Origin of the sequence: Rhodococcus aetherivorans, assembly GCF_025722975.1 — a bacterium.
Classification (GTDB): Bacteria; Actinomycetota; Actinomycetes; order Mycobacteriales; family Mycobacteriaceae; genus Rhodococcus; species Rhodococcus aetherivorans.
In genome coordinates, this window is sequence record NZ_CP106982.1 from 5,226,953 (window position 1) to 5,239,470 (window position 12,518).

The following is a 12,518-nucleotide window of genomic DNA, read 5'->3' on the forward strand; positions in this document are numbered from 1 at the left end:
CACATCCTTGCCGTCGGTCCTGTCGGAGGTTCTCAGGATAAGGCGGGCCGGCCCGCCGCTTTCCGGGCCTTGTCCCGCCCCGACGGCACGCGGCATTCCTGAAGATTCGATGAAGAGCACGTCCCGCCCTGGCGGTTCAATACCCCTAGGGGGTATAAATGGGGTGCACCCACGCAGAGGAGAATCGCGATGACCCGGCTCCTGCCCCTGACCGACACGGCCAGCGGCTGCCGCTGCGGCAGCCACCCCACCGAACCGACCGGACCGAGCAGTGAGGACCCCCGAATGAACACCCAGGCCTTCCCCGTCGTCGGCATGACCTGCGGCCACTGCGCCGGCGCCGTCACCGAGGAACTGCGCGCCCTGCCCGGCGTCGAGGACGTACACGTCGAACTGGTCGCGGGCGGCGTCTCCACCGTCACGGTGACCAGCGTCGACGGAATCGACGACGAGGCCGTCGCCACCGCGCTCGACGAGGCCGGCGACTACCGCCTCGCCCCGCAGTGACCCGCCGACCCGAGAAGGGACCCGCCCATGACCACGGGTGAGATGGTGCACGAGGTAGAACTCTCGATCGGCGGCATGACCTGCGCCTCCTGCGCGGCGCGCATCGAGAAGAAGCTCAACCGGATGGACGGCGTGACCGCCACCGTCAACTACGCGACGGAGAAGGCGAAGGTCACCTATGCGCACGGGGTCGCCCCCGACGACCTCGTCGCGACGGTCGAGGCGACCGGCTACACCGCCGCGCTCCCCGCCCCGCCCCGGGCCGAGGAGGCCACCGAGGCCGCCCCCGAACCGGACGAGGCCGCCGCCTGGCGTCAGCGCCTGACCGTCTCCGCGGTCCTCACCGTGCCGGTGGTACTGCTGTCGATGATCCCGGCGCTGCAGTTCGACAACTGGCAGTGGCTGACCCTGACCCTCGCCTCCCCCGTCGTGGTGTGGGGGGCACTGCCGTTCCACCGCGCCGCCTGGACCAACGCCCGCCACGGCGCCGCCACGATGGACACCCTCATCTCCGTCGGCGTCACGGCCGCGTACCTCTGGTCGCTGTGGGCGTTGTTCTTCACCCACGCCGGCATGACCGGGATGCGGATGACGTTCGACCTGCTCCCCACCGGAAGCTCCGAGCCGCACATCTATCTCGAGGTCGCCGCCGCCGTCACCACCTTCATTCTCGCGGGGCGCTATTTCGAGGCCCGCGCCAAGCGGCAGTCGGGCGCGGCCCTGCGGGCACTGCTCGACATGGGCGCCAAGGACGTCGCCGTGCTGGGCGACGGTGACACCGAAACCCGGATCCCGATCGGCCGGCTCACCGTCGGCGACCGGTTCGTCGTGCGTCCCGGCGAGAAGATCGCCACCGACGGCGTCGTCGTCTCCGGCACCTCCGCCGTCGACGCGTCGATGCTCACCGGCGAACCCGTGCCCGTCGAGGTCGGGCCCGCGGACCCCGTCGTCGGCGCGACCGTCAACGCTGGCGGCCGGCTCGTGGTCCGCGCGACCCGCGTCGGCGCCGACACCCAGCTCGCTCAGATGGCGCGGCTGGTGACAGAGGCGCAGAACGGCAAGGCCGAGGTGCAGCGGCTCGCAGACCGGGTGTCGGCGGTGTTCGTCCCGATCGTCATCGGGCTGTCGCTACTCACCCTCGCCGGCTGGCTCCTCACGGGCAACTCGGTGACCGCGGCGTTCACCGCTGCCGTCGCAGTACTGATCATCGCCTGCCCCTGCGCGCTGGGCCTCGCGACCCCGACCGCACTGCTCGTCGGCACCGGCCGCGGCGCCCAGCTCGGCATCCTGATCAAGGGACCGCAGATCCTCGAATCCACCCGCCGCGTCGACACCGTCGTGCTCGACAAGACGGGCACCGTCACCACCGGCCGCATGGCCGTGGCCGCGGTGCACGCGGCGGACGGCGACTCCGAGGACGAGGCGCTGCACCTGGCGGGGTCGCTCGAGCACGCCTCCGAGCACCCCATCGGGCGCGCCGTCGCCGACCGGGCCGCGGGCACCGGGGCTCTCTCGCCGGTGGAAAGCTTCGAAAACCACGGTGGACGAGGGGTTTCCGGTGTCGTCGACGGACACGCCGTGCTCGCGGGCCGGCTGTCCTGGCTGCGCGACGAGTGGTCGCTGACCGCGCCCGAATCGCTGCGACGGAGCGCCGGGGCCGCCGAGGCCGAGGGCCGCACACCGGTGTGGATCGCCTGGGACGGGCGCATCCGGGCGATCGTTGTCGTCTCGGACACCATCAAGGACACCTCCGCGTCGGCGATCGCCGATCTGCGCGAACTCGGCCTGCGGCCGGTGCTGCTCACCGGCGACAACCGCAGCGCCGCCGAGACCGTCGCGAAGCAGGTCGGCATCGACGAGGTCATCGCCGAGGTCCTGCCCGCCGACAAGGTCGACGTGGTCAAGAGGCTGCAGGACGAGGGCCGGGTCGTCGCCATGATCGGCGACGGCGTCAACGACGCGGCCGCCCTCGCCCAGGCAGACCTCGGACTGGCGATGGGCACCGGCACCGACGTCGCGATCGAGGCCTCCGACCTGACGCTCGTGCGCGGCGACCTGCGGGCCGCTCCCGACGCGATCCGGCTCGCCCGCGCCACCCTGCGCACCATCAAGGGCAACCTGTTCTGGGCGTTCGCCTACAACGTCGCGGCCCTGCCGCTCGCGGCGCTCGGGTTGCTCAACCCGCTGATCGCCGGCGCGGCGATGGCGTTCAGCTCGGTGTTCGTGGTCAGCAACAGCCTGCGGCTGCGGCGGTTCAGCCCCCGCTGAGGCCCGCACCCACGACGCGCTGCCGGCGGAAGGTCTCCGATTCGCCGGCAGCGCGTCGTCGTGCTGTGTCACGCTCGTGCCATGGAGGCGGAGCGGGACCAGCTGCTGCTCACGGTGCGTAACCTCGCCCGGTTCCACCGCGAGCACGAGAAGTTCTATTCCGAATCGCCGTTCCACGACGTGATCCGGCTGCACCGCAGCTCACGTGCCCTGAAGGCGCTCGCCGAGCGGTGGTCGGTCGTCGCACCACTCGAACGGACGTCGCCGAGCCCGTTCGCCGGCGCGCCCGACCTCAACGACGATCGGGCCACCGAGACGCTCGGCATCCTGTTCATGGAGAGCGGCGACGAACCCGCCGAGATCACCAGACTGAAGGCCGACCTCGGGGCGCTCGCCGAGGCGAACCGGACGACCGGGCAGTGGCTCGCCGACGCCATGGCGACCGCCTGGGACGTGCTCGAGGCGCTGCTGGCCTACCCGGGCCTGGCGGACCTGCTCGCCGAACGGCACCGCATCGTCACCAACGACTGGCAGTGCGCGACGACGGCCCAACTCGTCGCCCGCAACCTCGACCGGGCGGTCGCGATCCTGGGACGCATCGACTTCACCGCAGCCGCCCTGCGCGCGGACCTCGCCGGGGACCGCATCGCGCCACGTTACGTCTTCTCGGCCGCGGAAATGATCGACCACGCCGCCGATCTCGCGGCGCAGAGCGCGGTGCTGACGCACGAGAACGAGCGGCGCTGGCGGATCTTCCACGATCGGGTCGAGCAGATCGTCGCCGGCCCGGAGCCGTAGCACCGGCCGCTCAGCACCCCTGCGTGTCGAGGAGGACACAGTCCCACGTGACGGTCCGCTCCGCCGGGATGCGGCCACCGCCCTCCCACAGCGTCGGCGGCCCGGACGGGTGCACCGAATACCAGCCCGGATACCGGGTCGGCGTGCGATTCGCGAGCTGGGTGATCCAGCCCCGGCGCACGATCCGGCCCCGCGCGGTCGGCACCGTGCGGTGGAACACACCGAGGTAGCGGTCGTAGAGCAGGCAGCCGGAGACCGTGTCCCGCCCGTCCTCCGGATATCCGGGCGGGAGCAGCGCCGACACCCCGTCGCCGAGGTGCGCGACCCGGTCGAACCCACCCGGCGTGCTCGCCGGGACCCGCTCGACGTGAGCGGGCAGGTTCCGGCTGATCAGTTCCGGCGGCAGCATGTGCGGCAGGCACCACTCGGTCGTGCCCTCGATCGTGTCCCCGACGTGCAGCCGTTCGTAGCCGGGTTCGAGGTCGACGAGCATCCAGATCCTCACGCCCGCCACCCTCGCCGACCGGCCGGCACCCGAGCGAGCGGACCCGAGGGCGCAGCAGTGTTCCCGTCGTTACCGACCCGGGCACCGATCGGAGTCGGCTCGGTGAAACGATGCATCATCACAGCCCGGTGCACTCGACGAAGGCCCGGAGGGCGACGCCTCCGGGCACCGGGATACCGTGCGGCCGCCCTACCCGCCGCGGGCGCTGCCGTCACGGATTCCGCTGCGACGTCACCCGATCCAGCACGCCAGCTCGTCGGCGCGCGGATCGGCCACCACCGGATCACCCTCACCGCCGAACACCCGGACCGGCCGCGAGGCACCGATCGGCGCCCATCCCGGACCTCCCGTGGTCGCGAACTGCACCCAGGCGCGGTGCATCTCGTCGGCGAGGGCCTGCGGGGGCCGATCGCCGGTGAGCCGGTGGGAGACGTCGAGGCGGTCGAAGACGAACGCGATCTCGAGGGCATGGCACGCCCGCAGATCCTGCACCGGGCTCGGCCAGGCGAACTCGTACAACCACGCCGTGCCACCGCGGCGGGCGACCGCGTCGGCCAGGGTGACCGTGCCCGACCGGAAGGCGTAATCGGTGAGGACGGCGGCGAGCACGTCGCCGGGAGTCGCGCCCGGCCGGTGGGCCGCGTACAGGTCGGCGAGCGCGGGATCGATCCCGTACCGCTGCAGGACGAACGGCAGGTTGTCGTCGGTGATCGCCGCGGCGATACCGGTCGGCACCAGGAAGAAGCGGAACTCGTCCGTGGTCGTGCCGGCCAGCACCGGCACACCCGTGCCCGCTCCGGCGGCGATCGCGTCGATCGGCAACGACGGCAGAATCTCCCCGTCGATCGTCGGGAACATGCTCATCACGCCCAAGCCGCGCTGCACCACCGACCCGCCCCACCGGGCCGGGTCCGGATTCTGGGCGAGGTCGAGCCCGAGAGCGTCCTGGGCCGCCTGCAGGACGTCCGGGGCGAGGGCCCCGAACGCCTCGGCCGTGGCCGGCACACCCAGGCGGTCGGCGAGGACAGCCCCCACCCGGCGCGCGTCCTCGAGGTCCGAGGCGGCCGTGGCGTTGCCGCTCTGCACGACGGCGCGGTGGAACAGTCCGCTCGCGGCGGGCGAGGCCAGCAACGTGGCCACGCTCATCCCGCCCGCCGACTCGCCGAACACCGTCACGTTGTCCGGGTTGCCGCCGAAGGCCCGGATGTTGTCCTGCACCCAGCGCAGCGCGGCGAGCTGATCCAGCAGGCCACGATTGTCCGGCGCGCCGTCGAGCGACAGGAACCCGGTGACGCCGAGCCGGTAGTTGATGCCGACCAGCACCACACCGTCGCGCGCGAAGGCGCGTCCGTCGTAACTGTCGATCCGGTTCGAGCCGCGGGTGAACGCGCCACCGTGGATCCACACCATCACCGGCAACCCGGAGGCGCCCGGATCGGGTGTCCACACGGACAGATTCAGGCACTCGTCGCCGGGTGCGATGACGTTGCCGAGCAATGCGGCCGCCGGAGCGGCGTACGGCGCCTGAGGGCAGGTGGGGCCGGGCGCGGTGGCGTCGCGGACACCGTCCCAACGCGGCGCCGGGCCCGGGGCCGCGAACCGCACCGCCCCCACCGGGGCGGCCGCGTACGGAATGCCCAGAAAGGCCCACACTCCGTCGGTCGGCGTGCCCCGAACCGTTCCCCCGGTCGTCTGCACCGTATCCGTCATGCCCCGATCCTCTCCTCGCAGCTCCTCACAACGCCACCCACCCGAGCGAATGTATCGCTGATCTCCGTAGGCCGACGGAAAGTCACATTCGCTCGGTCCGACGGCTCCTATGCTGAGTTGGACGGTCGTCGACTTTCCGCCCAGCCGAGGAGGCGCGGCATGCGAGCACTGGTGGTGTACGAATCGATGTTCGGGAACACCCGTCACGTGGCGGAAGCCGTCGCGCGCGGGCTGGGACCGGCGGACGCGGTGCGCACGGTCCCCGTGACGCAGGCGCATGAGGAGAACCTGTCCGAATACGACCTGGTGGTCGTCGGCGGCCCGACGCATGCGCACGGCATGAGCCGGGAGTCGACGCGCCACGGCGCGGTCGAGCAGGCCGAGAAACCCGACAGCGGGCTGACGCTCGAGCCGGACGCCGAGAGCGAGGGCGTCCGCGAGTGGCTCGATTCGCTGCCGGCCGGCGGCGGGAAGGCCGCATCGTTCGACACGCGCATCGACATGGCGGCCGTCCTGACCGGGCGCGCCGGCAAGGGCATCGCCAAGAAGCTGCGCAAGCACGGGTTCGAGCTCGTCGCCGATCCGGAGAGCTTCCTCGTCGACAAGCAGTCGAAGCTCGAGCCCGGCGAGGAGGATCGGGCCGAGCAGTGGGGCCGCTCGCTCGCCCAGCAGGCAGCGAGCGGGTCCGAGGAGCTGCGCTGACCCGCCCGCGGGCCGAGCGAATGTATCGCTCATCTCCGTAGGCCGACGGAACGATACATTCGCTCGGCGCAACCCGGACGCGAGATCGCTCGGCGCGCCGCGGCACGCGACGGTCCATACTCGGGTGCATGCGACTGACCCACTTCGGACATTCCTGCCTGCTCGTGGAGCACCTGGGCGCGACGATCCTGTTCGACCCGGGGAATTTCTCGCACGGCTTCGAGGGCATCACGGGGCTCGACGCGATCCTGGTCACCCATCAGCACCCGGACCACGCCGACCCGGCGCGACTGCCGGCGCTGGTGGAGGCCAACCCGGGGGCCGCCCTGTACGCGGACCCGCAGACCGCCGCTCAGCTGGGCGGCGGCTGGAAGGCCGTGCTCCCGGGCGACGCATTCACCGTCGGTGACGTGCGCGTGCGCGGCACCGGAGGCCGGCACGCCGTCATCCACCCGGAACTGCCGGTCATCGACAACACCGCCTATCTGCTCGGCGACGCCGAGAACCCGGCGCGGCTGCTGCATCCGGGCGATTCGCTGTACATCCCGAACGAAGAGGTCGACGTGCTCGCGCTGCCCGCCGCGGCACCGTGGCTGAAGATCTGGGAGTCGGTGGACTATCTGCGCGCGGTCAATCCGCGGGTGGCCGTGCCGATCCACCAGGGCATCGTCGCGGAGCAGGCCACCGGCATCTTCTACGGCCGTTACTCCGAGATGGCGCCGGAGGGCACCGAGTTCCGGGTGCTGCCCGCCGAGGATTCGGTCGAGGCGTAACCGCCGGTGCGTCCTTTGGGCTGCAGTAGCCGCCCAAAGGACGCACCGGCCGCGTCAGCGGCCTGCGGCCCTCCCGGCGGCGCGGCCGGAGAAGATGCAGCCGCCGAGGAACGTGCCCTCGAGCGAGCGGTAGCCGTGTACCCCGCCGCCGCCGAATCCGGCGACCTCACCGGCGGCGAACAGGCCCTCGAACACCGAGCCGTCGGCCTTCAGCACCCGGCCCGACAGGTCGGTTTCGAGACCGCCCAACGTCTTGCGCGTCAGCAGGTGCAGCTTGACCGCGATCAGCGGTCCGGCCTTGGGATCGAGCAGCCGGTGGGGGGCGGCGATGCGGGTGATCCGGTCCGGCAGGTAGGCGCGGGCCGCGCGCATCGCCGCGACCTGCAGATCCTTGGTGTACTTGTTCGCGATCTCGCGATCGCGGGACTCGACGACCTGCTTGACCGTCGCGTAGTCCAGCGGCGCATCCGGGGTGATCTCGTTCATTCCTGCCACCAGTTCGGCGAGGGTGTCGCGGACGACGAAGTCGACGCCGCGGCGCTTGAACGCCTCCACCGGTCCGGGTGCGCCGGGCTTGACCCGCTGCAGCACCTTGCGGATGTCGCGTCCGGTCAGGTCCGGGTTCTGTTCCTGGCCGGAGAGCGCGAACTCCTTCTCGATGATCTTCTGGTCGAGCACGAACCAGGTGTGGTCGTGGCCGCTGCGCACGATGTGCTCGAGCGTGCCGAGGGTGTCGAAGCCCGGGAACAGCGGCACCGGCAGTCGCTTGCCGGTGGCGTCGAGCCACAGCGACGACGGGCCGGGCAGGATGCGGATGCCGTGGTTGGGCCAGACGGGGTCGTAGTTGGTGATGCCCTCGGTGTAGTGCCACATCCGGTCGCGGTTGACGACGCGCCCGCCGGCGCGTTCGGTGATCTCGAGCATCCGCCCGTCGACGTGCGCCGGCACGCCGGTGAGCATGTGCTTCGGCGGGTCTCCCAGCCGCTTCGGCCAGTTCTTCTTCACCAGGTCGTAGTTGCCGCCGATGCCGCCCGACGTGACGATCACCGCGCCGGCCGAGAGTTCGAACTCGCCGGTCGCCACGCGCGACGACGCCACGCCCCGCGCCGCCGACGACGGCTCGAGCACAGTTCCGCGCACCCCGGTGACGGCGTTGCCGGTGACGACGAGGTCGTCGACGCGGTGCCGGTTCCGCAGGATCACCCGGCCGCGCTCGACGCCGTCGAGCACCCTGCGGGCGAAGATCTCGACGAGGGCCGGTCCGGTGCCCCACGTGATGTGGAAGCGCGGCACGGAGTTGCCGTGACCGCCGGCGTCGTAGCCGCCGCGTTCGGCCCAGCCGACCATGGGGAACAGCTTCAGCCCGCGTTCCTTCAGCCACGCGTGCTTTTCTCCGGCCGCGAACTCGACGTAGGCCTGCGCCCAGCGGCGCGGCCAATAGTCCTCGTCCTCCCGGTCGAAGGCGGCGCTGCCCATCCAGTCCTGCAGGGCCAGGTCGTACGAGTCGCGGATGCCGAGCCGGCGCTGCTCGGGGGAATCCACGAAGAACAGCCCGCCGAACGACCAGAAGGCTTGTCCCCCGAGGTTGTGCGAGTTCTCCTGGTCGACGAGCACCACGGTGCGCCCGGCGTCGATGAGTTCGGCCGTGGCGACGAGCCCGGCCAGGCCGGCGCCCACCACGATCACGTCTGCGTCCATGCCCGCCAACCTACTGCAGGGTAGGTTCGTGTGGGCGGATCTTCGGGCTCAGGCCGCGCCGAGTGTGCGCAGGCGCGGCGGCCAGCGGTAGACGGAGGGCTGCGCCTCGAGGTGCAGGGCGAGGTCGATCGCGTCGAGCATCGCCTGCCGCGGCCCCGGCCGGTCGAGTTGCTTGCCGGAGATCGACAGCCGCAGCAGCCCGCCGCGCCGTGCGACCCGGGCGGCGCCGATGACCATCGCCCGGCACCACCACGGTTCGGCCTTGGCGCCCTCGCCGATGCCGAACACCCGTGCATGGGTGACGGTATCGCGGTCGAGGTCGTGGATTCCGGCGGCGCCGGCCAGGAGCCGGAAACCGGTGGCGGGCAGCGCCGCGACGGCCCCGGGCGAGGCGAGCCAGCGCGGCGGCGCGAACAGCCGGGTCCGCAGCCCCGTCTCCTCGAGCACCCGGTCGGCGGCGAGCAACCGCAGCCGCGCCTCGTGTTCGGGCAGGACCGCGAACTCGGCGCGCCGCCGCTTGGTCGCGGCCTGATCGTAGCCGTGGAGCACGATGGCGTCGCCGCCCTCGCGACGCTCGAGCAGCCACTCCTGGGTGTGCGGGTCGCGCGCCAGCCGGTAGTGATCCTTCAGTCGCGGCGCGACGAGCAGCGACAGCGGCACGCCGCGGGCGTCCATCTCCCGGGCGAAGTCGTCCACCGCCGGGCGGGTTTCGTCCCTGATGCCCGACACCGACACGATCAGCTGGCCGCTCATGGGCTCCACGGTGCCAGGGCCGGGTGAACGTCAGGCGTCGCGGACCTGAAGGGTTTCGGCATGCACGGCGTCGGCGAGGGGCCGGCCGGTCCGCCACCCGAACCGTTCGAGGTCCGGCACCTCCTGCAACCGCGTCACGGGGCCGACGCACAGCCACGCGATCGGCCGCACCGGGGTCCGCGCCCCGACGAAGTCGGCGAGGAACGCCTCGTCGTAGAACGAGACCCAGCCGACACCGAGTCCTTCGACGGTCGCCGCGAGCCACAGGTTCTGGATCGACAGCACCGCCGAGAACACGCCCACGTCGTCGATCGTGTGCCGGCCGAGGATGTGCTGCCCGCCCCGCGACGGGTCGTAGGTGACCACGATCCCGGTGCCGGACTCGGCGATGCCCTCGACCTTGATGGGGTCGAAGGTGCGCCGCCGCTCCTCCGGCAGCGAGTCCGCGAACGCGCGACGGCATCCGGCGACGTGGTCGGCGAACTCGGCGAGCCGCTGCGGGTCGCGGACCACCACGAAGTCCCACGGCTGGGTGTTGCCGACGCTGGGCGCGGCGTGCGCCGCACCCAGCACCCGCCACAGGACCTGCTCGTCGACGCGCTCGCCGGTGAACTCCGCGCGGACGTCGCGGCGCGCACGGATCACGTCGTACAGGGCCGCCCGCGCATCGATGGTGTCGGTCATCGCGGTCAGCGGGGCAGCGCGGCTTCGATGGCCGCGATCACCTCGGGGGCGTCGGGCTCGGTGCGCGGCCGGAACCGGGCGACGACGTTCCCGTCCGGCGCGACGAGGAACTTCTCGAAGTTCCACTGCACGTCGCCGGCCTCCCCGTTCGCGTCGGGGTGCTGGGTGAGCTCGGTGTAGAGGGGGTGCCGGCTCTCGCCGTTGACGTCGATCTTCTCCATCAGCGGGAACGTGACGCCGTAGTTGGTGGAGCAGAAGGTCCGGATCTCCTCGGCGGTGCCCGGCTCCTGGCCCATGAACTGGTTGCACGGCACACCGACCACGGTCAGGCCCCGGTCCGCGTACTCGACGGCGAGCTTCTCGAGCGCCGTGTACTGCGGGGTCAGGCCGCACTTGGAGGCGACGTTGACCACGAGGACCGCGCGGCCGTCGAACTCGGCGAGGGAGGTGGGCACCCCGCCGAGGGTGTTGATGCCGATGTTCTGCAGAGAAGTCGTCATGCCGCCCGACGTTAGTCGCGGCGGTCCCGGGTGCGGTAGTGCGCCCGGAAACCGCCGCGAACCGGCACGTCAGAGTGCGGCGACGACCGCGAACGCACCGAGGGCGACGAGCACGGCGCCGGTCAGCGTCTGCACGCGGCGGTCGACCACGCACATCGCCGACAGGAAGCCCGGCATCGACCCGCCGCCGCGGGTGTGCAGGATCGCCAGCAGGCTCGGCAGGCACCGGCCGAGCGAGACGAGCGTGAACAGGGCGGCGCCGAGCGCCGGGGAGCCGACCACGGCGACGCCGAGCACCAGCAGGTAGTACGCGCTCGACCGGATGAAGATCACGAAGCCGGGTCCGATCATGGCGCCGAAGAGCAGCGAGACCTTCCACGGGGCCATCGACCGGCGCAGGTGCCGCGGCAGCTGCCGGCGGCGCATCGGCGTCGGCAGCGTCACCAGACCCAGCTCGTGCAGACCGTAGGCGAACGCGACGACGCCCCACGCGACGAGCGCCCACGTCACCGGGACGGATCCGGCGACGAGCGCACCGAGCGCGCCGACGAGCGCACCGGTGGGGGCGCCGGTCGCGACCGACCCGAGCGCGTGCCAGCCGAGCCGGCGCACCGGCGTCGACGAGCCCGCGCGGTCGGGCTGCTTCGGAGCCGCGACGACGCCGGCGACCGACATGCCGCACGTCGACCAGTTCGCGGCCAGGGCGGTGACGGCGCCGGCACCCACGACCGCGGCGGTCGTCGCGGCGGGTCCCGACGGCGTGAGGAGCGCCGCCGCCCCGGCACCGGCGACGCCGGCGGCGGCGATCAGCGCCGCCCGGGTGCGCGACGGCACGGCCTTCTGCAGGGTGGGACGGATGTCCGGCACGTCCGTCGTCAGCGGCTCGTGCGTGAGTACTGCTGTCATGACTTCCTCCAAGGGGGTCGGTGTTCTCCGGATTCGGACGACTGGTTCAGGATTCGGTGACGGTGACGGTGCCGGTCATGTACCGGTGGACCGAGCAGGTGTACTCGTAGGTTCCCGGTTCGTCGAAGGTGTGGGAGTACGTGCCTCCCCCGGTGATCCCGCTGTCGAACCGCCCCTCCGACGTGACCTGGTGCAGCACCCCGCCGTCCTCGAACCGCCATTCGACGGTGCCGCCGGCCGGCACGGTCACGTCGGGCGGAGCGAAGTGGACGTTGCTGACGACCACCACCGCGTCCGGGGGCCGCTCGGACGGGCCGCAGGCCGTGACGAGCGGAAGCAGCAGGGCCGCAGCCCACCCCGGCCGCCGGGTCATTCCCGGACGATCACGGTGCCGACCATCATCGGGTGCGGCGTGCAGTGATAGGTGAACGTGCCGGCTTCGTCGAAGGTGTAGGAATACGTTCCCTCGGTGAGGAGTTCACTCTTCAGCTCCCCCTCGAGGGGGCCCTCGCCCACGACGTCGTGCGGCAGTCCGCCGTCGTCGAATCGCCATTCGACGGTCTGCCCCTTCTCGATCGTCACCGACTCCGGGTTGTAGGCCATGTTCCTCACCTCCACGACGACGGCCGGTTCGGCCGAACCTCCGGCGCTGCCGCACGCGGACAGGCTCGCCGCGGTCAGCAGGCCGGCGAGCAGGGTGACGGACCTTCTCAT

General features: G+C 71.8%; 14 protein-coding genes. 5 read left to right on the plus strand and 9 right to left on the minus strand.

Annotation, left to right across the window (positions count from 1 at the left end):
* The first annotated feature begins 189 nt into the window (after positions 1 to 189).
* The 3 genes from OCS65_RS23895 (at position 190) to OCS65_RS23905 (ending at position 3,573) form a co-directional block, all read left to right on the plus strand.
* Complete coding sequence (locus OCS65_RS23895; RefSeq protein ID WP_006940337.1) at positions 190 to 507, plus strand: heavy-metal-associated domain-containing protein; 318 nt, start codon at positions 190 to 192, stop codon at positions 505 to 507.
* Between the two features lie 27 nt (positions 508 to 534).
* On the plus strand, positions 535 to 2,775 hold the full coding sequence (locus OCS65_RS23900; RefSeq protein ID WP_263507841.1) for a heavy metal translocating P-type ATPase: 2,241 nt from the start codon (positions 535 to 537) through the stop codon (positions 2,773 to 2,775).
* Between the two features lie 81 nt (positions 2,776 to 2,856).
* The gene (locus tag OCS65_RS23905; protein ID WP_006940340.1) at positions 2,857 to 3,573 is read left to right on the plus strand and encodes a hypothetical protein; all 717 of its coding nucleotides are present in this window, start codon (positions 2,857 to 2,859) and stop codon (positions 3,571 to 3,573) included.
* A 10-nt stretch (positions 3,574 to 3,583) separates the two neighbouring features.
* Here the strand turns inward: OCS65_RS23905 and OCS65_RS23910 are convergent, their stop codons facing one another.
* Both OCS65_RS23910 and OCS65_RS23915 read right to left on the minus strand, forming a co-directional pair.
* Positions 3,584 to 4,078: a hypothetical protein gene (locus OCS65_RS23910; protein WP_231771966.1), complete on the minus strand. Its 495-nt coding sequence runs from the start codon at positions 4,076 to 4,078 to the stop codon at positions 3,584 to 3,586.
* Positions 4,079 to 4,309: 231 nt separating this feature from the next.
* On the minus strand, positions 4,310 to 5,788 hold the full coding sequence (locus OCS65_RS23915) for a carboxylesterase/lipase family protein (protein ID WP_065922983.1): 1,479 nt from the start codon (positions 5,786 to 5,788) through the stop codon (positions 4,310 to 4,312).
* Positions 5,789 to 5,947: 159 nt separating this feature from the next.
* Here OCS65_RS23915 and OCS65_RS23920 point away from each other — a divergent pair, with 159 nt between their 5' ends.
* Positions 5,948 to 6,490, plus strand: a complete 543-nt coding sequence (locus OCS65_RS23920) for a flavodoxin family protein (RefSeq protein WP_029541426.1) — start codon at positions 5,948 to 5,950, stop codon at positions 6,488 to 6,490.
* 128 nt (positions 6,491 to 6,618) lie between these two features.
* On the plus strand, positions 6,619 to 7,263 hold the full coding sequence (locus OCS65_RS23925) for an MBL fold metallo-hydrolase (RefSeq protein ID WP_006940348.1): 645 nt from the start codon (positions 6,619 to 6,621) through the stop codon (positions 7,261 to 7,263).
* A 54-nt stretch (positions 7,264 to 7,317) separates the two neighbouring features.
* Here the strand turns inward: OCS65_RS23925 and OCS65_RS23930 are convergent, their stop codons facing one another.
* The 7 genes from OCS65_RS23930 to OCS65_RS23960 form a co-directional block, all read right to left on the minus strand.
* Positions 7,318 to 8,961 (minus strand): FAD-binding dehydrogenase, encoded by a 1,644-nt coding sequence (locus tag OCS65_RS23930; RefSeq protein ID WP_006940350.1) that lies wholly within the window; start codon positions 8,959 to 8,961, stop codon positions 7,318 to 7,320.
* 48 nt (positions 8,962 to 9,009) lie between these two features.
* Positions 9,010 to 9,714 (minus strand): DUF2334 domain-containing protein, encoded by a 705-nt coding sequence (locus OCS65_RS23935; RefSeq protein WP_029541421.1) that lies wholly within the window; start codon positions 9,712 to 9,714, stop codon positions 9,010 to 9,012.
* Between the two features lie 30 nt (positions 9,715 to 9,744).
* On the minus strand, positions 9,745 to 10,398 hold the full coding sequence (gene bluB / locus OCS65_RS23940; protein ID WP_050034634.1) for a 5,6-dimethylbenzimidazole synthase: 654 nt from the start codon (positions 10,396 to 10,398) through the stop codon (positions 9,745 to 9,747).
* 5 nt (positions 10,399 to 10,403) lie between these two features.
* A complete protein-coding gene (locus tag OCS65_RS23945; protein WP_006940357.1) occupies positions 10,404 to 10,898 on the minus strand; it encodes a glutathione peroxidase in 495 nt (164 codons plus the stop codon).
* A 69-nt stretch (positions 10,899 to 10,967) separates the two neighbouring features.
* The gene (locus tag OCS65_RS23950; protein WP_006940359.1) at positions 10,968 to 11,804 is read right to left on the minus strand and encodes a hypothetical protein; all 837 of its coding nucleotides are present in this window, start codon (positions 11,802 to 11,804) and stop codon (positions 10,968 to 10,970) included.
* A gap of 46 nt (positions 11,805 to 11,850) precedes the next feature.
* Positions 11,851 to 12,177 (minus strand): cupredoxin domain-containing protein, encoded by a 327-nt coding sequence (locus OCS65_RS23955; RefSeq protein WP_006940361.1) that lies wholly within the window; start codon positions 12,175 to 12,177, stop codon positions 11,851 to 11,853.
* Entirely contained in the window at positions 12,174 to 12,518 is a 345-nt protein-coding gene (locus OCS65_RS23960; protein ID WP_043801555.1) for a cupredoxin domain-containing protein, read from the minus strand. Before OCS65_RS23960 ends, OCS65_RS23955 begins: the two co-directional genes overlap by 4 nt.